The following is a 23,402-nucleotide window of genomic DNA, read 5'->3' on the forward strand; positions in this document are numbered from 1 at the left end:
TCTGTTTATTCAAGTTCTACAATCGTTGGCGTCGCCATCTTCCAGTCGGCGGTCAGCTGTATGCCCACCTCCAGACGTTCTGTCAGCAGGTCGGGCACCACGTTATACGCTTTGCGGAGAGAGTTGACGCTGACATTCAGCGTGGTGACATAGTCTTGGGTAATGACACGACGCTGATAGTCGTATGTGGCACCACCCTCGGGTGCCAGGACGCCCAACAGGTAGAAACGGGTGCCGGGATAGACCAGTCCGTTCAGTCCGCGGAAGGTGACGTTGCTGTTGTTTTGGAACTCAACAATCACGGTCACCTCCTCGTCGTCGGGTGTTTGCAGCAACAGCGTATTACTGTTGGCCGAAGTTGTGCCGCCATAGGGAGGCAGATAAATCACACTGTTATCGGGAGCCACCGGATAGCAGTCGTAAGCATAGCGTACATCGACTTCAGATGTGGTAGTGGGCTTGAAGTCAAAGCCCACGGGCCGCTGACTGCCCACGATGATGCCTGTCAACGGGAAGGTAGTAGCACCGACGGTCACATAGCGTCCGTCGGCATCGGCCAGCGACAGCGTCGGCGCGTTGAGCCTCATCTGCAGACAGCCCACAGCATAGTGCACGGGCTCCTTGATAGCCACCGATGTCGTGTTGCCGCGCACCACGCCATTGTCGGTCTCGTAGCGGGCCAACACATCTGTCCAGGTGGCCTCGTTCTCGTAATAGGACCTACGGGTATCGGTCGTGGTGGTCTTGATCTGGCTGTTGGCATGATAGTAGAGCTCGGCCGGATGCGCATAGCGCTGGATGCCAGCCACGCGGGCCAGCGTGGTTGTGGTGGTCTGTGGGACAAACTGTCCGTTGGCATAGCGCACCACCGCAGCCCCGTCGGGCAGTCCGATAGAGGCGGGATAGCTGACAGGCAGTCCTACAGCCTTGTTGTCGATAGAGTCGAGGATGGCCTGTTGCAGTTTGCGCTCCACGGTCCAGTCGGCATAGGTCAGTGCGGCAATCTTGCTGCGCAGGTCGCTGACATAGGCCGTCACGTTGGCCGTCGAGCCTGCCATGGGCGCAGTGGTCTCCTGCCCCTGATTAATGAAGTTCAGGAAGAAAGCCTGCAACTTAGAATCGGTTGCAGCACTCCACGAATAGGTATGCGCCTCGTGCAGACATTCCGCATGGGCGATGGCCGTCAGATAGCGGGCGATGGCAGCCGCCTCACTAGGCACATCGTTGTTGTCTCGGATAGACTGCAGACTGAAAGAGATGTCGGCGGGATTGCCATCAGCAGGGTAGTTGGCTGTCAGTGCACCATAATACTGCTTGTTGGCGAGCGACGCATCTGAAGAACCGGCAGCTCGGGCATAGACCAGAAACGAAGCCACCCCGTTCATCAACTGCATGCCTTCATAGTAGAAGAAGTGTGCGTTGGTCTTGCTATAGTCGCTGCCAGCACTGTAGTCCACCCCAAAGAGCTTGGGCTGGTCGCTGATCTCCACACGTCCCCGCTTGGCGAAGGGGATGAGGTGTAGCTCTTGCAGTCCGCGGAAGTGCTCATCGGCCTGTACCACGCTGGCAGCAGTGCGATGCAGGGGTGCTTTCTCTGTGCGCAACTTGGTGAGAGGAGCCACGGCGAAAGCTAACTGCGCACGGACGGGTTGTTCGTCAGTGCGTAGCGACTCATCGTTTGTGCAGCCGCTCAGGACTGTCAAAACAAGCAATGGCAAGATCAGACAAAGTCTCTTCTTCCTCATATGGATTGATTATAGTTCCGAATCATAGTTGCCGCCATCATTCCAGTTCAGCGTGATACTCACACCCACCATACTGTTGGCTGGCGTCACAGCGCCGTCGTCGTTCAACTCGCCCTTGATCACCTTCAGGTCGCCAGCCTTCAGCGGCTCGGGGATGCCAAGCACAGTCTCGGTCACGGTGCCGTCGGTCTTGGTAACATACACCTTGAACTGCCAGAGCGAGGTATCGATAACGCGGCGTGGTGCCCCAGCAGGCACAGCATCGGGCGATGGGAAGTTCACCGAACAGAAGCATAACAGGTCGTTGTCGGTGGCTACTCTCTCTGCCTCGACCAGCACGGGCTTTTCAGGAAAGCGATAGATGCTGTCGCTGATACAGAAGGCATTGGCAAAACCGGTGGCATAGACCTTCATGTCGCGATAGCTCACACCACGAGGGTCGATGACCAGCGTGGCAGCACTGTTGGCCATATACAGTCGGACATTGAATGTCTGATCGATGCCCTCCAGTACCTCCATCGGCAGTCGTGCCGTAAACAGGCCCGTGGTGTGCGAGGTAATCTTCTCGCCATCGGTCTGCTGCAATTTCGACGTGGGACTAAGCTCATCGTCGTGCAGCGTCACCACAGGGTTGTTTTTGATGTTAGCCACAGCCAGGTGCATGTATTTGCGCATGGGCAGCGTCAGCGTGTAGCTGGTTTGATTGGCATTGATAATGTCCTGTACGTGCTCCAGTCGCTCCTGTTCCTTGTCGGTATCGTAGAACGAGAGGTCCACATCGTGGGCGAAGTCGCTGAAGATGTCCTTCAGGTGTGTCTCCAGTGCGCTGGCCACACTCATCTCGGTGATGGTGGTCAGCTGGGTCTTCAGCTCCGTAGTCATGTTGGTGACCAGCTTCAACTGGTAGTCCATCTCGAACTTCTCGCCCTCACGACAGTCGGACAAATCATCGTCGATGACAGAACACGCCGACAGTGACAATGCTGTGAGCACTGTCACCATCAGCTTTGCGATTGTTCTGTCGGGATACATCATATCAATTACTGTTTACTGTTGTCCCAGCTCTACGTCGAAGGTCAGACCTGGCTCCCACTGGATATCTACGGCCAGACCCAGCGAGATCTGTGAAGAACGCAGGTCGGGAACGGTAGAGTAAGCACTCTTCAGTGAAGAAGTACTGATGGTGAAGTTAGCCGTGGTCTTGTAGTCCTGCATGAACACGCGAACCTTCTCGGTGTCGGTGGTGCCATCAGTTGCCTTATAAGGAGGCAGGATGTAGTTAGAAGCATCTGTTGTGGCTCTGCTCACGGGGAACGAACTGCTGGTGGGATCCAGCTTACCTACAAGGTAGAACTTGCTGCCACGACGGATCAGGTTGGCATTGCCCCAGAAGTCAACACCCGAATTATTCACAAACTCCAGAGCTACGAATACTGGCTGCTTGTTGTTGGCAGCATCGTAGTTGTCCCACAGCAGGGTGTAGTTGAAGTCAGACGTTGTTCCGTGTGCAGGCACGTTGATGCCATTACCATCGTTGCCGATATAGCTGTCGTAAACCATGAAGTTAAAGTCGTTGCCGGTGACATCCTTCTTCAGGAAGTTCCAGCCCACCTTTTGGCACTGACCGCCAACGATGACGCCCGTGAGCTTGAACGAGGTGCTGTTCACTGAGATATGCTGGTCGCTAACCTCCTCGGTACAAGCGGCCTGATTGTCGTTAATCACACTGGCGCCATACTTCACGGTGGTGGCAAGCATTGCCGTGCCATAGTTGATGTCGCGCTGCATGGCCACACTGCGGGTGGTATTGCCCACGGCACCATTTTTCACCCATCCTTTCAGATTATTAGCTGCTACCCAGTAGTCATCTTTATCCCAGTTGGCCACGGTCTGTGGGTAGTTGTTTTCCACATGGGTCTCGCTGCTCACGCGCACTGGGCTGTTGCCAAAGTAAACCAGCTCTGCAGGATACAGGAACTTTTCGACAGTGGTAGTAGAGTTAGATACAGGCTTGAATACCGAGATATCAGAGACATAGCTGAAAGCACCGGTATTAGAATTAGCCGTTGGATCGAATATCATCTGTGCAGCACCTTCTGGGAGGTTCAGAGCCTGAGGGAAGGTGTTGAGATCGATGGCAGCATCGAGAGAACCAGGGGTAACCTTAATGTAATTGTCAAAGGCCGTCTTGACAGCAGTCAGATCCTTGAACGTCACGTTACCGGTTTCATCGCGCTGGAAATAGTTACTGAAGCGGTTTTTGATGCGCTGACCCATCTTCTTGGCAATCAGTTCTTTCTCACTGGTCACAGTGGCAACCGACACCTTATCAGCTACAGCCCACAGGTCTTCAATCACGCTCAGAATACCTTCTGCCGAACCCGAACGAATTTCGGTAGCACCGCCTACAGTGCGGATGGTGGTCATCAGCGAGTAAGCCTTACCCAGAATTTCCTCCAGTGGTTTCAATGATACTCTGGTCAAAGGATCATTGTAAGCCAAACCATATTCGCGCCAGTCTTTTGTGATTGGGCCAACCTTGGTATAAGTGACGCCACCTTCAACGTCAGTATAAGTTCCAGCTGTACTAGCATCTGTCAATTCCTGACCGCTCAAAGCAGTCAAACTTCCGCTGACGGTCTTATAGGGCACATCCAGGTATCCAGGAGTCCAATAAGTTACTCGGTAATCCTGATTAGACTTACTGAGATAATGATCATCTGGAGTTTCCACATGAAGACCGAGGTTGGCCATACGGGTCATCAGCACTGCCAGCATATAGCTGGTTGATGTGTAGGCAGCATTGTTTCCATTAATACGCGTATGGGTAGAGAACTCAGTACCAGTGGCGTTGTCGGCAACACTGTAGCTGATATTACCATACTCAGAGGGGTTAGCACCGGTTGTTGGCTTGGGTGCACGTCCGTAGAACAACAGGGTGTTGGTACCCACGGGCAGTGCCAGTTCTACTACACGACGAGAGTTGTCGGCAGCGATGGCACCCGATGCCAACAAATTCGAGAGGTCGTAGTTACGAGTAGAGGTGGCCAGCGCACTGGTAGATACATCATAGAGGTGCTTACCATTTTCGCTCTGCTTGTAGGTGAGGATGCGAGCATCGGTCAGTCCACGGAAGTTAGTGCCGAGAGCCTGTGTGGCTGTGGCCGAAGAACGATGCAGAGGCGCTTTCTTCATACCGCTCTGGTCGGCGGCAGCAATGTTCAATACGAACTGTGTGTTTACAGTTCCTTTTTCCGAATCGTACGTAGGATTCACAGCATCTGTCACGACTTCGTCGTCAGACGTGCATCCACTGAACACGTACGTACCTATGAGTGCTATCGCTCCTGCAAAGGCATAGTTGAAAAACTTTTTCATGTCAAACATTTTGTTTAGTAATTAATAATATTCTTTTTCTCGCTTATTCATTTGTTAGCATTGCTATTCACAGGTTAGGGATGTTCCAGTTGCCGCAGGTTGTCGATGGCATCGCGATCGCCATTGGCAGCGGCCCTTTGGAAACAGTCAAGGGCTTCACTGGTGTAGCCGCAGAGGTAGTAGGCCACACCCAGTGCATTTTGTGCCCGCTCTTCGTGGCGAATGGTCAACAGGTGCTGCAGGGCTTCGTGATGACAGTCGCTACAGTCGGTGCGCAACAGGCCGATGGCACGGTTGATGAGGGGCGCCACCTTATCGGGTTCATAATTATACATCACACGCATGTAGCCGGAGTTACGCTGGTCGCGCAGAATATGCGTCTTGATATACTGCCACGTGCGTCCACCGTTCAAACGCTTCAGTTTCTGTTCACAACGGTTCGGGTCTTTCTCGCTGGCTATCAAGTCGAGTGCCTGACGCAGCTCAGCGGCATGGTCGACATTCTGCTCGGCCTCGACTTGCAACTGCTGGCGGAAATCAGCCCATCCCTCGCCACCGCCAACGGCCTCAAACAGCGTGTCGGCCAACTGCAGGTGCTGACGCACATACTCTTTCAATGCCTCGGCACGACGAAGCGACAACTTCTGGTTGTAGGCAACAGGTCCCTCGATGGATGCCAGACCCACAATCTGGATGGTGCGCACATCGGTCATGGTGTCGGCCAGTGCATGGGCGGTGACGTCCAGTATCTGGCGCAGCACCTCGGCATTGTTGCGGAACTCGGGCAGCAACACAGACTTGTCGAAGGGGAAATGCACATGCAGCGGACGCTCGTCCTGATGCAGTCGGCCTGCACTATACGTGAGATTCGTCACGGGCGTCATGAAAGGTGCAAATGCGGGCTTGCTTTCCACTTCGGGCAGCATCTCGGGCAGTGGTTCCAGTCGAGGTCTGCCAGGCAGGTTATAGACGATATTTAAAGCAGCCTGGGGCATGAAGAACGCTTTCTTCGTGGTGCCCAGTTTCTTGCCGCAATGGCCGCATTCATAGCGATTAAATTGGGTGTAGCCGACGGCTGCTCCGATAATGGCTTCCAAATTCCAGTAGCGCCCCAGTGGCCAGGAGTAGCCATAGAAAAATCCCAGCGCACCCAAGTCGCCCTGACGACGCTCGTCGCGCACGGAACGATACATACCAAACGGGAAGCGAACTTCCGACACATTATAATGACTGTAAATCAGGTTAGCACCAAAGAAATGGTGCACGTTAACAGAGTCTGTCCAGTAGCGCACGTCTGGCGACAACAATAGGTGACGCCACTTGCGCGAGGTCTGATCGTTAGTAGGCCAAGGACGGAAACCTGCCGTCATGCCCACCGACCAGTGGGGCGACAGACGGGTACCGACGCGAAGATTAGGGGTGAGCCATGCATCGTAGAGCAGGTTGTTGCCGATGGTGACCTGCTGAGCATTCGTGCTAATGGCGAACCCGCAAAGAAGCAATATGTTCAATAAAAACCTACGCATACTTAAGCCCATTTATTTTGTATAACATAAATCTAATATTTGCAAAATTACTAATTAATTTCATTTTATTACTAATTTTAACAATTACCTTTTATCATATTGTCTTTTACATTTTTCATTTTGTCCAAATGGTATAGTTTTTCATGTATTTAAGGCGTTTTAGACGATAAAAAGAAAAAAAACTTGCACATATTTGCGCAAGTTAATCACAGTATAAGAACCAATAAATTTGTGATATTGATAGTTACGTTATGTTATCAAGTGTTAATTTTCGGGGGGGGTAGGTTCTGATGCCTCCAGTTGTCGGCGGAAATCAGATGGCGTCATGCCATAAACATGCTTGAAATTTCGAATGAACGTGGTGGCACTGGGGATACCGCAGGCTTCGCCAATGGCAGCCATGGTATATTCAGGATGACTTTTGATGAGCGTCACGGCATATTCCATGCGTTTGGTGTTGATATAGCCAGGCACGTTGGTATTCGTGTACTTATTAATAATAGTGGCCAGCATGTTTTTATCAACACCCATCAAGCCTATCAGATCGTCGCGACCGAAGTCGGGCTTCACAAAGAGTCGTTCACGGATGATGCGACGATCTATCTCCTCGAATTGTCGTTGCTCTTCATCGGGTGCATCTGTTGAACGATTTTCAACGGTTTCATCGGTAGTCTGATCACCCGCAACCATGTCGCGATAGTGCATTAATTGGCGCACAGTGGCCATAATGGTTTGGTTCTTGCGACGCACCATCAAGCTGTAATTCAACATCAGTAGCATCACAACAAACAGCAACAGCGCAGCGGCGCCCGTCACTATGATGAGCTGAACATGACGCGAGTTAGCACGCTCATTGTCTATCACCTTCATCACTTCGTCCGAGATGGTGGCCAACGTATGAGCGCTGATGGAATCGGCAATACGGGTGGTGCTGGCAAAACACTCTACGGCATGCTGGCTGTCGCCCATCTGATTATAGATAGAACCTTTATCGGCTAGCAACTTCAACATGTTGCGCCCCAAGCTATCGCCGTCACTCGTAATATGTTGGATGGACCTGTCGAGATAGCGAAGTGCCTCGTCGTTCATGTGGCGCAGGCGATAATACTCCAGCAGAGCATCGCCAACCAACGGATCGGAAATGGCTTCGCCCACATACTCTTGATAGATTTGGTCGGCCTCGGCAGTGCGTCCTAACTTAGCCAGCAGGGCGATGCGCATGGTATGAACACGCTGCCAGGCACGCTGCTGCCACACCTTGTCGTGAACCAGCGATCCCTTGCGCACGCAGTATTCTTCGTTATCGCACATGCGCATGGCTGTTCGACACAAACCATCACCATAATACATATAACACAGCAAGCAATAGTAGGCCGCCAGTTCATGATACTTATGCTCATAGTTGGAGCGCTTCATGATGCCAAGGGCATGGAAACAGGTCTGATACGCCATCTGCTTGTAGCCCTGCCTATAAAGGCGTCGGCCCCGCATAAAGAGGGCTTTTGACAGATACACGGAGTCGTCTTGCTGCCGAGCCAGCATGTAGAGTCGATAGGAGGCCTCGGGCATTTCCTTCCAATGGCGCAACATGTCGTGCGAACGCATGATGCGCTCCAACAACTGCAACCTGAGTGCAGGGTCGCCCTTATCGGTCAGGTCATCGTAGGCCTGCTGATAGTATTTCAGGGATTCATTGAACTTTAAAGAAAAACGACAGGAGTCACCTTGGGCCATCAGGGCTGATGGTGTGAGGGACGACGGCCATGCTGTATCTACTGCCACAAATAGAAAGATGACCATGCAACTGATGGTCTGACGTATGCTCATAAGCCTAAGAATAGTTATAAACTATCCTTCCAGTTACAAAAGGGATTTTGGCGGAGATGACTATTGTAATAACGTCGGTCGCCCGTCACCTCTTGAGCGAGGAACGGAGGTAGTTTGGGATTGTCGTTAACAGATTTCAGCTCAACTTCGGCCACCACGAGACCGTCATTTTCGCCATAGAATTCGTCAACCTCGAAGGTATAGCCCTCGTAGTCAACCAGATAGCGGGTCTTGTCGATAATACCTGGCTCGCAGAGGTCAAAGAGTTTGGCAGCCTCATCAAGGCTGATCTCTTTCTCAAACTCGTAGCGACTGAGTCCGCCGTCGAGCGACGGGCCCTTGATAGTAAGGAATCCCTGTTCGTCGCGCTGGCGCACGCGCACGGTCTTACCACCGCCACTGCAGATGTAGCCCTGCTTGATGCGGTAGCTCCGATGTGCCAGTCGCTTGTAGTCGCTGTTGCGCACCAGGAATTTACGTTCTATCTCCAGTCCGCTCATTTATTCGAACATCAAAACAGAGATGAAAGCATAGAGCACTGCGCACACAATAAGCACACCAATAATCCATGCCACCACGTTGGTACCCTTTTGCTCCAACTTCTGAGCGTAGGCTTTCTGCTTTTTATTCAGTTGCTTTCCTTGTTTATTAGACATAATACTTAATGTTTGATAGGTTTACGGAAGGCAAAGATACAACTTTTTTCTGTTTCGCCAAAAATTATCTGTTTAATTTTTTTGTTTCAAAGGCATTTATGGGGCAGAGCAGCGGTCTTTGAGGCCCCGAAATGGCAGTTTTGTGGGACAAGAGCGGCACTATCGTCAAGCAATAGTGGCACTATTATCCTGCAATAGTGGCACTTTTGACTTGCAATACTAAAGGTTTTGGTGTCGATCTAGAGTCTAGAATACCTCAATCTAGAGTCTAGATGACCTGATTCTAAAGTCTAGATTGCGCGCGTCTAGAGTCTAGAATAGATGATTCTAGGGTCTAGCTACATTTCAGGTGCGGCACTATAGGATAGCAAGAGTGGCACTATTCATCACGAATAATGCCACTCTTGATACTATAAACCACGCGTTTTATAGTACGGAATTAGAGCAATGAACTTTTATGCATAAAACATTGCCCTAAAACACTCAACCTTTTAATCTTCTGAAGTGGAGGGGAACTCCATCAGGTAGGCCTTGATGAAGCCGTCGAGCTTGCCGTTCATCACACCATCGACATCGCCTGTCTGGTAGTTGGTGCGGTGGTCTTTCACACGCTTGTCGTCGAAGACATACGAACGGATCTGCGATCCCCACTCTATTTTTTTCTTGCCAGCCTCAATCTTGGCCTGTGCCTCCATGCGCTTCTTCATGGCGCGGTCGTAGAGCTGCGAACGCAGCAGGGCCATGGCGCGCTCTTTGTTCTTGGGCTGGTCGCGCGTTTCTGTATTTTCAATCAGGATCTCTTCCTCCTCGCCAGTATCGGGGTCGGTGTACCAATAGCGCAGACGCACACCCGACTCCACCTTGTTGACGTTCTGACCACCGGCACCGCTGGAGCGGAACGTGTCCCACGACAACTTGGCGGGATCTACATAGACCTCGATGGTGTCATCGACCAGCGGGGTCACAAAGACAGAAGCAAACGATGTCATGCGCTTGCCCTGCGCATTATAGGGCGAGACACGCACCAGACGGTGCACACCGTTCTCGCTCTTCAGATAGCCATAGGCATACTCGCCACCTTCTATCTGCATGGTCACACTCTTGATGCCGGCCTCATCGCCGTCCAGCAGGTTGGCAATGGTCACCTTATAGCCATGAGCCTCGGCCCAGCGCATATACATACGCATGAGCATCTGTGCCCAGTCTTGCGCCTCGGTGCCACCGGCACCACTGTTGATCTTGAGCACGGCATCCATGGGGTCTTCCTCCTGGCGCAGCATGTTCATCAGCTCCAGCTGCTCGATGGCTGCAATGGCAGCGGCATAGTCGGCATCGACTTCCTCCTCGGTGACCATCTCTTCCTTGTAGAAGTCGAAAGCCAGCTGCAGCTCGTCGGCCTTGGTGCGCACATCATCGTAGCCATCAATCCACTTCTTGATGGCTTTCACTTTTTTCATCTGGGCCTCTGCCCTCTTCGGGTCGTCCCAGAAGTCGGGAGCCTGCGTGCGCAGGTCTTCTTCCTCCCACTCTATTCTTTTCTGATCGATTTTGAGGTAGTGCTCCAACTTTTCAGCACGATCGAGCACATCTTTCAATTGGTCTTGTGTAATCATACTTCTATATAACTAAGGTTACTGACCCCACCCCCTGCCCCTCCCCTACAAGGGAGGGGAGAGAGGCGGCTTCCTCTGCGGTTCTTCCCTCCCTTCCGCTCGAGCTCTGCTCGCTTGCTACCGAAGGGACGCAAGAAGGGGAGAGAGGCGGCTTCCTCTGCGGTTCTCCCCTCCCTTCAAGGGGAGAAAGGCGGCTTCCTCTGCGGTTCTCCCCTCCCTTCAAGGGGAGAGAGACGGCTTCCTCTGCGGTTCTTCCCTCCCTTATAGGGGAGAGAGGCGGCTTCCTCTGCGGTTCTCCCCTCCCTTATAGGGGAGAGAGGCGGCTTCCTCTGCGGTTCTCCCCTCCCTTGTAGGGGAGGGGCAGGGGGTGGGGTCAGTATTGTTATTATTCATGTCTGCTTTCGTCTATTCGAAAAGTTTACTGCAAAGGTATAAAGAAGCGGGCGAACTGCCAAACAATTCGCCCGCTTTTTTAGTATTTCGGTGTCTTTAAGTCGCTGACTCAAAGGCGATGTCGTTACTTCAGAAGGAATTTCTTCTGCTGGCTCACGACGATGCGATGACGCGATGAAACCGGCAGTTTTTGTCCGTTCAGACCATAGAAAGACTGGTCGGTAGAGCAGATGGGCTTCTGGTGGGCCACCTCTATGCCACTGGTCGATGGCATACCTGGCCGACGATACAGTCGGAAGTTGTCGATTTTGAACCAGGTCTCGGCAGGCGCACCCTCGGTAGAGACGCCGATGGTGACGGGCAGACCGTCTTCGGGCTGTTCGAAATCCACCGAGATGGTCTGCATGGGATAGACATCACCACAGCCAGCGGTGCTGATCTGACGGGCAAAGTAGCCCTTTTGGTTGCCAGCAAACACATGCTGCATGCCCAGGCGCACGGTCTCGTTAGAGCGGTTGCTGGCCTGCATATCGACCGTCAGGGTGTAGTTGCCTTTGGGCAGGGTGGTCAGGGTCTGACTGATAGTAGGGGTCTTGGTGGCGGCACCATCCCACACGCCGAAGATATACTGACCATCGGTGGCCTGGGGGTCGCCGTTGCCACCGCCAGTATTCACACCCCACCAGGTGGTCTCGCTGCTGACGGTCCAGCCCTGTGGTGCCACCATGTTCAGGGTCTTACCATCGGCCTCGAAGCTGGGATTCACAATCAGACTGGTCACATCCTCGGGGATGGTCTCGGTCTCGACAGTGTCTTTCAGGCTGACAACGAGTTGCTGACCGTCGTAGCTCACCTCCTGATCGTAGGTAGCAGCGGGCTGGTCGCCAAAGCCTTTCTGAGACGACACGCGAACCAGACGGAAGGTGCGCTGCTTCAGCATGCCGGGGAACTCGCCCTGACGGGCACCGATGGTGAGCGTCTGCGCGGCCTCGTTCCACGTGAAGGGAATCTCGCTGCAGGCGCCCTGCTTGTAACCATAGCCATCGAGCTCGTCTTCATAGAGCGTGAAGCGTCCGTCGGCACCGGCATAGATGCGAATTTCGAGGTCGTCCCATGATTTTTCGTTGCTGTACTGCACCTCAGGACCGAAAGGCAGAATGGTGCCCGCTGGGATGTAGAGGGGCAGGATATCTTGTGGAGCCGTGCGGAACAGGGTCTTACCACCTGCATGGGTAGCACCCGTCCAGAAGTCGTACCACAGGCCGCGGTCGGCAGTGGCGGTGGGGAACTGCGGCAGATAGACGTTGCGACCGGCAGCACCATCGGTGACGATGGGCGCCACGAGGAAGCTGCGACCGAACATATACTGATCGGTGAGGCCCACACACTGGGCATCGTCTTCATAGGCCAGCGCCATGCCGCGCATGAAGGTATCATCGTTTTTCACCACTTGATGGGCGGTGCTGTAGAGATAGGGCAACAGGCGGTAGCGCAGACGGATGTAGCGCAGGATGTTGTTGTAGTCGCCCTGGGCGTCATCCTGCGAACCGAACTGCCAGATTTCACGGGGGGTGTTATCGCCGTGGAAGCGCATCATCGGGCAGAAGCACGAGAACTGCGTCCAACGGTCGTAGAGCGAGCGCCATGCGGGGTCGCCCACGCCACCGTAGCTGCCAGTGAAGAATGCGCCGGTGTCGCTGTTCCAATAGGGCAAGCCAGACACGGAGAAGTTGCAGGCGGCAGGTATCTGAGCTGCAAGGGTCTGCCAGCTGGAGGTGATGTCGGCACTCCAAACGAAGGCACCGGTGCGCTGCATGCCTGCAAAGGCCGAACGGGTAAGGATGCTGACGCGCTTATTGCTGAGTGTGGGGTCGGCCAGGTGGTGGTCATAGACGCCCTCTACATGACAGAGGGGGAAGGCATTGCGGAGCGAACGGAAGGTGCGACCGGCAAGACCGGTGACGTAGTCGTAGTCGGTGCCTTTATTGCTGAAGTCGTCGGGTTCGGAAGAGTCGAGCCACAGGGCATCCACGCCCTTGCTCATGATACCCGTCGAGAGGTAGTTCCAATAGCTATCGCGGGTGGCGGCATCATAGACATCGTAGGGACGGGTGGCCACAGTGGTGGGATAGCTCTGGATGGGAATGAGGCGACCGGCCTGCTGGAACTCCTGATACTGGCGGGTGCCAGGACCGAAGTTGGCCCACACGCTGATCATGAGCTTGGCATTCATGCCGTGCACCTCGTCAATCATGCGCTGGTAGTCGCTATACTTGGGGTTGAGGAACTCCATGGCGTTCCAGTGGTTGTCATCGCCCCAGTACTGCCAGTCTTGCACCACGCAGTCGAGGGGCACACGCAGCTCACGGTACTTCTTCACTACGTCGATGACTTCCTGGGTGCTCTGGTAGCGCTGCTTACTCTGATAAAGACCGAAGTTCCACAGTGGAGGCAGCTGGGTGCTGCCGGTCATCTGGCGCCAAGCGTGAAGTACTTCGTCGGAAGTGGAACCCACGAGGACGTAGTAGTCGATGGCCTGACCGGTGGAGCTGAACATGGTACCAGCGGCATCGTCGGTGAACGTAGTGGGAGAATAGTTGTCCCAATAGAGGGCGTAACGCTTAGAAGAATATATATAAGGTATATGGATGCTGCGGTTGTCTTGTATCATGGTGGTGCTGAGACCGCGCATCGAGAGACGACCGTTCTGCAACTGTCCGAGACCATAGATCTGTTCGTCGTCGGCCAGGCGGAAGGTTTGCTTCAGCAGACAGGCATCATTGGGACCGTCGGCCTGAGCGGTGATGTTGGCAGCAAGCTCGGTAAAGAGCTGTTCGCCGGTGGCACGATAGACGGTGACAACGGCATCGCCGAGATGATAGGTCAGACGGACCTTAGAAGTGGATAAAGTGACGATTCCATCGGTCTCTGTGTGTGTGAAAGCCACTGGAGCATCAGCGGGCGATTTCACAACGAGGCTGGGCTCTACACGCGACTCATCGCCCACAAACTTGGTGATGCGCACAATGCTATCGTTCACGAAACGAATGCGGATAGACATGTCGTCCCAACCAGCCAACATACCATCGGCGGTGTACTGACAAGACACCTGACGACTGTTGGCACGATACTGCTCCATGGCCTGCTGCAGGGTGGCTACGTCTTCACCGACGGTAGCATAGTTGCTGGTAGTGATGCCGTCGCAGACTTGCTGGGCAGCAGTGATGGCATCGCGGAGCTGATTTTTCACGGTTTCATCGGCAGGACGGCTTGTCAACAGCTCGTTGGCAGCAGTGATGGCGTCCGTGAGTTGCTGGCGCATCTGCTGGGCCAAAGACTCGTGGGTGATGCCCAGCACCTGCATCAGCTCGGGATAGGCAGTGACCACAGCCATGTCGCTATAGTAATCGACATCGGTCACCGTGCCATCGCTTCCTGTAGCGGTGAGGCCCATGGCAAGGATGAAGCCTGTGCCATTACTGTTGAGCACCATGCGCTCGCGGTTGACATCAAACCATGAGAACAGCGGATTGCCATTGCGCAGGTTCCACACAAACACGGTGCGCTCGTCGGCAGTGGTGCACACGTGGTCGGGGGCCACCTGCGAACCGTGGTTGGTGCCGTTGAGCCACCACAGGTATGCATCGGCGGTGCCGGTCTTCAACTGGCGCCCACTGACCACAAACCAATGTTCGGCTGGTGTGATGAAATACTTGCCGTCGCAGTCACCGCCCATCTTGAAGGCCACATTATTCTGGCCTGAAGCATGAACGGTGAACGACTGCTCATCATAAGAAAAAGCGCTCTGAGGCGCACGATTGTTGTCGGTCGACACATAATCGGCAGGCACAAACTGATAAGCTGATTGCGCTGTGATTGTGGACTGTCCGATAAGGACGACCGACAATGTTAATAGTAAATTGTTAAGTTTCATAGCTGGTAAAAATTTGATTGTTTTTCCTTTAAACCGCTGCAAAATTACTATGAAACGATGGAATACTCGGTCAACAAATGTTGATTTGAAGTGAAGAAATGAAGAAAGATGTGCGGCGTTGCCGCAAGATGAGAGGTGAGAGGGGTGCGGCTGCGCCGCAAGATGAGAGGTGAGAGATGAGAGGTGAGGGTTTCCTTTTTTTTAATATTCGGAGGGTTTGCATCCAAATTCTTTTTGGAAGCATTTGCTGAAATAGCCGGGAGAGGAGAAACCGGCATACTCGGCGATTTCGGCTACGGACATGTTGCCCTCGCGAAGGAGGGCGGCGGCACGACGCAAACGGATGCTACGGATAAAGGCTACGGGCGACTGCTGGATTAGCGCGGTGAGCTTCTTGTAAAGTCCGGTGCGCTCCATGCAGAGGTCGGCAGCCAACTGCTCCACATGGTAATTGGGGTCGGCAATGTGCTGTTCGACCAGGGCGGTGGCTCGCGACATAAACTCCTTCTCCTGGGGTGTGGGCTCAGGCTCGGCACTGGCTTCCTGCTCGGAGGCGGGCTCACTGAGCATCACCACGGCAGCGGAGTGCTCATATTGGTTGACCTGCTCCACCAGGTTCTGGATGCGCAGTAACAGAAGTTGCTCGCGGTTCTGACGCTGCATCCGGCGACGGTAGAACAGGAAGGAGGAGCCTATCACCAGCGCCAACGCCACCACATAGAGTACAAAGGCTAGAGGCGACTGCCACCAGGGGTAGTCGATAGTGAAATGGATGGTGCGGACATCACGCTGGTTCCAGTGGCGGGGATTGGTAGAAGCCATCACCTCTAAGGTGTAGTCACCGGGCGACAAGCTCATCAGGGGCAGATAGAACACGCCTTTGTCATCAACGAAATGACCGATGGAATCGGCAGAAATGGTATGCCAGCCTTGTTCATCGCCCGAGAAGCGATAGCGATAGACGGTACTGCGAGGGCGCACATAGTTCATGGTGGAGAACTGGAAAGCTAGCGAGTTCTGACTATGGGAGAAATGGAGTTCATCGACATAGGGAGGTGTCACGGTGAGCAGTTCTTGCCCGTCGTAGCTGTGGCCTGGCAGCAGGGGTTGACCATGGAGATAGATGGTGGTGAGGATGGGATGGACCTCGATGTCGATGGGCTTGGTGTCGAACAAGCCCGACAGGGGCGAGGTGTAGAGGATGCCACTGTCGTAGGTGCCCAGCCACATGCCGCCTTCACGGTCGAGACAGACGGTGTTGACACCGGTAGAAAGCACGGTTCCATCGGGCAAACAGAGCTGACTGAAGAAGGTCTGTTCGGAGGTCTGGGGATTGATGCGCCAATAGCCGGAGGGCGCCGTGAGGTAGAGAATGCCGGAGGGCGTGAGCGTGAGGGTGTGGAGGGTGCGATCACTGCTGAGGATAGTGCGCCACTGACGGTGGTGTCGGTCGAACTCAAGCAGTACCGAACCGCCGGCACCGGTGCGCAACTGATAGAGACAACCGGCACCTGGCACCACCAGCGAGGTCCACTGATAGCGGGATACAGCCTCAGTGGGATAGGCCTGAGAGCTGAACAGCTGACGACCACGACCCGTGAAGGCAACTAGCTGACCGGTGTCGAAAAAGGTATAGACGGTGTCGCCTACGGATACGACATCCTGCAAAAGGCCGGCCTGCGAGGGCAACTGCAGGCGGCGGGTGCCTGCTGCATTTCTAAGCATGCGCCCCTTCAACAGCCAGGTGTCGCCTGCTTCATCGATGAAGAAGTCGTCATCATGGTGCCAGTCGGCAGGGATAATCTGCCGCATGGTGGGCAGATGGAAACAATAAAGACGCTCATGCTGCTTCATCCAAAGGCAGTCATGGGCGTCGGCAAAAAGATGGGTAGCCCCCTGATAAGCAGGAAGGGCCACCCATTGTGCGGTGTCAATGGTGAGCGAACTGAAGCGCTGGCCATCGTAGATATCTATGGTACGCGGCGTGATGGTCACCATTCGGCCGTCGTGGAGCTGAAGGAGCTGAAGGACACAGTTGTCACTGAGGCCGTTCTGCCGGTTCAACGTATAGAAGTGCTGCTCCTGACTACTGGCTGACAGCGTCAGCACTGCAAATAGCAGAAGTCCGAGAAGGCGGGAACAGGACGAGCGGGCGACCATCGTTGACACTACTCTGCGTACATGGCGTCGATTTCCTTCTTGTAGTTCTCGTTGAGCACGCGGCGCTTGATCTTCAAGGTGTTGGTGAGCTCGCCGCGCTCCATGGAGAATCCGTGAGGCAACAGGGTGAATCGCTTCACCTGCTCGTAGTGGGCCAACTGCTGCTGCAGGGTGTCGATACGCTCCATCATCATCTGATAGATCTGCTGGTTGCGGCACAGGTCTTCACGATTGGCGAAGGCGATGTTGTGGGCACGGGCATAGTCTTCGAGCAACTTATACTCGGGGATGATGAGGGCTGACACGAACTTGCGCTGATCGGCAATGATGGCAATCTGGTCGATATACTTATCAACGAGCAACTTCGACTCGATCATCTGAGGCGCGATGTACTTGCCGTTAGAGGTCTTGAAGAGGTCCTTGATACGATCTTTCAGGAACAGCTCGCCATCCTGGATATAACCAGAGTCACCGGTGCGGAAGTAACCATCCTCGGTGAACGACTCGCGGGTGATATCGTCGCGATTGTAATAGCCACGGGTGATGGTGGGACCCTTCAACAGGATCTCGCCCTCGCTGCTGATCTTGATGTCGATGCTATCGATGGGATGACCCACTGAACCGACGTGGAAGGGCTGACCAAGATGATCGCAAGAAACAGTAGCAAGACTCTCGGTGAGACCGTAGCCAACCACCATGTTAAGACCGATGGAATGGACAAATTCTTCGACATGAGCAGACACGGCAGCACCGGCTGTGGGGAAGAAATGAGCATTCTCAAGACCCAACTCCTTGCGAACGAGCGAGAAAACGGTCTTGTTGAGCATCTCGTACTCGAGGCGCAGAGCCATAGGTGGCTGCTTGCCAGCGGCGAGATAGGTGATGTTATGCTTCTTACCTACGGCAAGGGCATGCTTGAAGAGGGTGCGCTGAACGGCACCGCTGCTCTCGATCTTCTCCTGTACGCCCTGATAAACCTTTTCCCAGAAACGGGGCACGCTGGACATACAGGTGGGATGGGTCTCACGCATGGTCTTCTGAACCTCCTGGGGATAGGTGTTGACGATCAGACGGGCACCAACGGTGATGCAGAGGATCTTCCAGCCTTTCTCGAAGATATGGGTGAAGGGAAGGAAGTTGAGCACACGGTCGGCATCGGTGACGGGCACACACTTGTGGTTGGCAATCATGGCTGCATTATACTGACCCATGGTGAGGATAACGCCCTTGGAATCGCCTGTGGTGCCACTGGTGTAGAGGATGTTAGCAATATCGTCCATGGTGGCCTCACGCTGCAACTGCTCGACAGCGGCCTGATGGGGCAATCCCTCGCCCAGACGCAGGAAGTCGGTGAACGACATTACGGTGGAATCGTTCTCGGGCAGCTCTACAGAGGGGTCGAAAACGATGATGCGCTCGAGGGTCTTACAGGTAGCAAAGACACGACGGGTCTTCTCGTACTGATCCTTCTCGCCAACGAAGATGTAACGAATCTTGGCATCGTTGATCATGAACTGGATTTGCTGTTCAGAACTGGTGGCATAGAAGGGGATGGTGACGGCACGGATGCCCCAGGCACCAAAGTCGGTGAAGAGATACTGAACGGAGTTCTGTGAGAACACGCCGATGTTCTCCTGTACGCCAACACCCAAGCTGAGCATGGCATTCGACACCTGCTTGACAACGTCAGAGAACTGATTCCAGGAACATGACTTCCATGTCTTTCCACCAAAGTTTTTGTAAATAAGTGCCTCGCGGTCGCCGTACTTAGCTGCCACATCGTGCACGAGAACAGACAAATGACTACAAATCTGCATAATCCCTAATAAGTAATAATTTCTTTAGTGCAAAAGTACTGCAAAATAATGAGACCACCAAATTTTAACAGGAAACAATGGCCGTAATTGCACTTTTTCGGGTGAAATGTGCAATCGTAATTATTTTTTTTGTATATTTGCCACTGAAAAGCTATCTTACAGCGATGTGATAGCCTAACCTTATAGATAATAATATGAAGACCATTAACAGTTTTGACGAACTGGTAGAACATCTTGTAGAACGCCGCCAGAGAAAAAGGGTGGCAGTGGTTTGTCCAAACGATGTATCAACACTGACAGCCGTAACGAGAGCTGTGGACGAGGGATTTATCGAGGCACTGCTCGTGGGATGCCACGAGGGTGTGGCGAAGCTGGTGGAATCATACGGTGAACACGCCAAACTGGTGGATGCAGCCACGCCGGAGGAGGCTGCTCTGAAAGCGGTGGAACTGGTGAGAGACGGACAGGCCGACGTGCTGATGAAGGGATTTCTGAACACGGACACGCTGCTGCACGCGGTGCTGAACAAAGAGAACGGCATCCTGCCGAAAGGACAGGTGCTGACGCATATCACCTGCGCTCAGGTGCCGGGACACCGCCGACTGATATACTTCACGGATGCAGCGGTGATACCCTACCCCAACAAGGTACAACGCGAGGCGCAACTGCGCTATGTGCTGGACACGTGCCGACGCATGGGCATCGAGACGCCACAAGTGGCACTGATCAACTGCTCGGAGAAGGTGAACGAGAGGACGTTTCCTTTCACGGTGGAATATAAGGAACTAATAGCGAAAGCTAACGAAGGGGCGTTTGGGGCATGCGTCATAGACGGACCACTAGACCTGAAGACGTCGCTATCACCGGCTGCCCTGCATAAAAAGGGCATCGAGTCGCCACTGGACGGTCAAGCCGACGCACTGATATTCCCCGACATACAGGCGGGCAACGTGTTCTATAAGACCATCACGCTGTTCTGCGAAGCCACGACAGCAGGCATCCTGCGCGGACCTATCGTGCCCGTGGTATTGCCCTCGCGGGGCGACAACGGCACGTCGAAATACTACTCGCTGGCGTTTGCTTCGGTGTAGTTGAGGGTTGAAGGGAGGATATGAAGGAAGTTAAAAGGAGAAGTTTTTAGGAAATAACAAAATAAAGAAAAGATAAAGATATGCTGATATTAGCCATTAATCCGGGATCGACATCAACAAAGATGGCGGTATTCGAAGACGAGAAACCCATGGTGCTGCGTAGCATCCAGCACTCGAACGAGGACCTGGCGGGCTTTGACGACGTCATCGAACAGATGGACTACCGGAAACAACTGATTCTGGACGAACTGAAACGTATCAACGTGCCACTGAAGTTTGACGCGGTGATAGGTCGCGGCGGACTGGTAAAACCTCTGGCCGGCGGCGTCTATGAGATCAACCAACGGATGCTGGACGACACGCACAACGGCATCGCCATGCACAACCACGCCTGTAACTTGGGCTGCCTGATAGCGCACGACATAGCAAAGGAGATACCTGGATGCCGCTCGTTTATAGCCGACCCCGGTGTGGTGGACGAGCTGAACGACTATGCACGCATCAGCGGTTCGCCACTGATGAACCGCATCTGCATCTGGCACGCCCTGAACCAGCGCGCCATCGCCCGTCGCTTTGCCAACGAGATAGGCAAACGCTACGAGGACCTGAACCTGATTATCTGCCACCTGGGTGGCGGTATCTCGGTGGCAGCACACGACCACGGGCGAGCTGTGGACTGCAACAACGCCCTCGACGGCGAAGGTCCCTTCTCACCGGAACGTGCCGGCAGTCTGCCTGCGGCCGACCTGATACGCCTTTGCTTCAGTGGGAAATACACCGAGAAGCAGTTACTGAAACGGATTGCAGGAAAGGCGGGACTAAATGCTCACCTGGGCACCAACAACGTGGTGGAGATTCAAGAGCGCATAGCCAATGGCGACAAGCATGCTGAACTGATACTGAATGCGATGATCTATCATATCGCCAAGAACATAGCAGGACTGAGCGCTGTGCTCTGCGGCAAGATAGACGCCATCCTGCTGACGGGCGGTATGGCACGCTCGGAATATATCATCAGCGGCATACGCGAACGCATCGAGTTTCTGGCGCCCGTGTATTGTTTCCCAGGCGAAGACGAACTGGAGGCGCTGGCACAAAACGCCTACGCCGTGCTGAAGGGTAAGCGCGAAGTAAAGACATACGAGTGAGACAAGAGGACTGAGCGGACTAAGCAGATCCGCCGCCTCAACTTCAATAAAACAAGAAAAGGACTGGTTTCGGCGATGAAACCAGTCCTTTTTCATATAATAGCTTTTTCTAATTATGCGTCGATGTTAGCATAGGTGGCATTCTTCTCAATGAACTCACGACGAGGCTCTACGTCATCGCCCATCAGCATAGAGAAGATCTCGTCGGCCTCGGCAGCATTCTCGATAGTCACCTGCTTCAGCAAGCGGTTCTCGGGGTTCATGGTGGTCTCCCACAACTGCTCGGGGTTCATCTCACCAAGACCTTTGTAGCGCTGGGTGTGGAGGGCTGAACTGTTCTCGTCACCTGCCACATACTTATCGATGAAGGCCTGACGCTGCTGCTCGGTGTAGCAGTACTCAGAGAACTTCTTGTAAGTACACTTGTAGAGGGGAGGTGTAGCGATGTAGAGGTGTCCGCCCTGGATCACCTGAGGCATGAAACGATAGAAGAGGGTCATGATCAGCGTGTCGATGTGAGAACCATCGACGTCGGCATCGGTCATGATGATAATCTTGTCGTAACGCAGCTTGTCGATATTGGCATCCTTTGAATCCTCGCCATCAACACCGAAGCGAACACCGATACTCTGGATGATGTTCATCACAGACTCGGCCTCGAACACGCGGTGCCACTGCACTTTCTCTACGTTCAGGATCTTACCGCGGAGAGGCAGGATGGCCTGGAAGTGACGGTCGCGACCCTGCTTGGCAGAACCACCGGCCGAGTCACCCTCGACGAGGAAGATCTCGCAGGTCTTAGGATCCTTGTTTGAGCAGTCGGCCAACTTACCAGGCAGACCGCCACCACTCATAGGATTCTTGCGCTGTACGCTCTCGCGGGCCTTACGGGCGGCGATACGTGCTGTGGCAGCCAGGATGACCTTCTCACAGATGGTGTGGGCCTCCTTAGGATGCTCCTCGAGGTAGTTGTTCATAGCCTCGCCCACTGCCTTCTGAACAGCACCGTTCACCTCGCTATTACCCAGCTTGGTCTTGGTCTGTCCCTCGAACTGAGGCTCGGCAACCTTCACTGAAACGATGGCGGTGAGACCCTCACGGAAGTCGTCTTGTGCTACCTCGATCTTGGCCTTCTCAATCTGCTTGCGCAGCTGGTCGTCATCGTCGGCATACTTCTTCAGCGCACGAGCCAACGCAATACGGAAACCAGTCAGATGGGTACCACCCTCGATGGTGTTGATATTGTTGACGTATGAGTGGATATTCTCAGAATAGTCGCTGTTGTAGAGCAAAGCCACCTCGATGGGCACACCATCCTTCTCGGTCTTCAAACAGATAGGATCGCCAATGATAGAGGTGCGGTGACGATCGACATAGCGAACGAACTCCTTCAGACCTTCCTTGGCATGGAAGACCTCGGGCTCGCGCAGCTTGCCTTCCTCGTCGGGACGCAGGTCGGCCAGCGTGATGGTGATACCGGCATTCAGGTAGGCCAGCTCGCGCATACGCTTTGCAATGATGTCGTACTTGTATTCTGTGGTGGTGAAGATAGAACCATCGGGCCAGAACTGCTGGCGTGTACCGGTCTTATCCGTATCACCTACGATCTTCACGTCGTAGAGGGGCTTTCCCTTCTCGTATTCCTGCTGGTAGATATGACCATTGCGGAATACCTGCGACTTCATATGGGTAGAAAGGGCGTTTACGCAGCTTACACCAACACCGTGCAAACCACCAGACACCTTATAAGAGCCTTTGTCAAACTTACCACCAGCGTGAAGCACGGTCATTACCACCTCGAGGGCAGACTTATGCATCTTCTCGTGCTCGTCAACTGGGATACCACGTCCATTATCCTGGACGGTGATAGAGTTATCTTCGTTAATAGTTACTTCGATATGAGTACAATAACCAGCCATGGCCTCGTCGATAGAGTTATCGACGGTCTCGTTCACCAAGTGGTGAAGACCCTTCTCGCTGATATCGCCGATATACATAGCAGGACGCTTGCGCACGGCCTCCAATCCCTCAAGCACTTGAATATTACTTGCGGAATAATTTTGCTGTTCTTGCTGTAATTCTTCTGACATATTTCAAAAAAGCTTTATAGGGTG

Annotated in this window: 14 protein-coding genes; 2 read left to right on the forward strand and 12 right to left on the reverse strand. The window is 53.7% G+C overall.

Annotation, left to right across the window (positions count from 1 at the left end; translation table 11 throughout):
• Positions 1-5: 5 nt before the first annotated feature.
• The 11 genes from T496_RS0110155 to T496_RS0110205 form a co-directional block, all read right to left on the reverse strand.
• A complete protein-coding gene (locus tag T496_RS0110155; RefSeq protein WP_155808859.1) occupies positions 6-1,745 on the reverse strand; it encodes a hypothetical protein in 1,740 nt (579 codons plus the stop codon).
• Positions 1,746-1,754: 9 nt separating this feature from the next.
• The gene (locus T496_RS0110160; protein ID WP_155808860.1) at positions 1,755-2,780 is read right to left on the reverse strand and encodes a hypothetical protein; all 1,026 of its coding nucleotides are present in this window, start codon (positions 2,778-2,780) and stop codon (positions 1,755-1,757) included.
• Between the two features lie 12 nt (positions 2,781-2,792).
• Positions 2,793-5,123: a hypothetical protein gene (locus T496_RS0110165; RefSeq protein ID WP_155808861.1), complete on the reverse strand. Its 2,331-nt coding sequence runs from the start codon at positions 5,121-5,123 to the stop codon at positions 2,793-2,795.
• Between the two features lie 74 nt (positions 5,124-5,197).
• A complete protein-coding gene (locus tag T496_RS14475; RefSeq protein WP_197018952.1) occupies positions 5,198-6,649 on the reverse strand; it encodes a DUF3575 domain-containing protein in 1,452 nt (483 codons plus the stop codon).
• A gap of 264 nt (positions 6,650-6,913) precedes the next feature.
• The gene (locus T496_RS0110175) at positions 6,914-8,476 is read right to left on the reverse strand and encodes a helix-turn-helix domain-containing protein (protein ID WP_027450658.1); all 1,563 of its coding nucleotides are present in this window, start codon (positions 8,474-8,476) and stop codon (positions 6,914-6,916) included.
• Between the two features lie 14 nt (positions 8,477-8,490).
• Positions 8,491-8,976: a CYTH domain-containing protein gene (locus tag T496_RS0110180; protein WP_027450659.1), complete on the reverse strand. Its 486-nt coding sequence runs from the start codon at positions 8,974-8,976 to the stop codon at positions 8,491-8,493.
• Positions 8,977-9,132: a hypothetical protein gene (locus T496_RS15170; protein WP_162164195.1), complete on the reverse strand. Its 156-nt coding sequence runs from the start codon at positions 9,130-9,132 to the stop codon at positions 8,977-8,979.
• 491 nt (positions 9,133-9,623) lie between these two features.
• On the reverse strand, positions 9,624-10,745 hold the full coding sequence (gene prfB, locus T496_RS0110190; protein WP_027450660.1) for a peptide chain release factor 2: 1,122 nt from the start codon (positions 10,743-10,745) through the stop codon (positions 9,624-9,626).
• 517 nt (positions 10,746-11,262) lie between these two features.
• Entirely contained in the window at positions 11,263-15,072 is a 3,810-nt protein-coding gene (locus T496_RS14480) for a glycoside hydrolase family 31 protein (RefSeq protein WP_081783618.1), read from the reverse strand.
• A gap of 201 nt (positions 15,073-15,273) precedes the next feature.
• Positions 15,274-17,232 (reverse strand): helix-turn-helix domain-containing protein, encoded by a 1,959-nt coding sequence (locus T496_RS13960; RefSeq protein WP_081783619.1) that lies wholly within the window; start codon positions 17,230-17,232, stop codon positions 15,274-15,276.
• Between the two features lie 8 nt (positions 17,233-17,240).
• Complete coding sequence (locus T496_RS0110205; protein ID WP_027450661.1) at positions 17,241-19,049, reverse strand: AMP-dependent synthetase/ligase; 1,809 nt, start codon at positions 19,047-19,049, stop codon at positions 17,241-17,243.
• Between the two features lie 194 nt (positions 19,050-19,243).
• On the opposite strand from T496_RS0110205, the gene T496_RS0110210 reads away from it, so the two are divergent.
• Together T496_RS0110210 and buk are read left to right on the forward strand one after the other, a co-directional pair.
• Positions 19,244-20,140 carry a phosphate acyltransferase gene (locus tag T496_RS0110210; RefSeq protein ID WP_027450662.1) on the forward strand — a complete coding sequence of 299 codons (897 nt, stop codon included), beginning with the start codon at positions 19,244-19,246 and terminating at the stop codon, positions 20,138-20,140.
• An 80-nt stretch (positions 20,141-20,220) separates the two neighbouring features.
• On the forward strand, positions 20,221-21,288 hold the full coding sequence (gene buk / locus T496_RS0110215; RefSeq protein ID WP_027450663.1) for a butyrate kinase: 1,068 nt from the start codon (positions 20,221-20,223) through the stop codon (positions 21,286-21,288).
• Positions 21,289-21,401: 113 nt separating this feature from the next.
• On the opposite strand, the gene gyrB is transcribed toward buk, so the two are convergent.
• Positions 21,402-23,378 (reverse strand): DNA topoisomerase (ATP-hydrolyzing) subunit B, encoded by a 1,977-nt coding sequence (gene gyrB, locus T496_RS0110220; protein WP_027450664.1) that lies wholly within the window; start codon positions 23,376-23,378, stop codon positions 21,402-21,404.
• Positions 23,379-23,402: the final 24 nt, after the last annotated feature.

The sequence above is a fragment of the Xylanibacter brevis P6B11 genome, assembly GCF_000621825.1.
Classification (GTDB): domain Bacteria; phylum Bacteroidota; class Bacteroidia; order Bacteroidales; family Bacteroidaceae; genus Prevotella; species Prevotella brevis.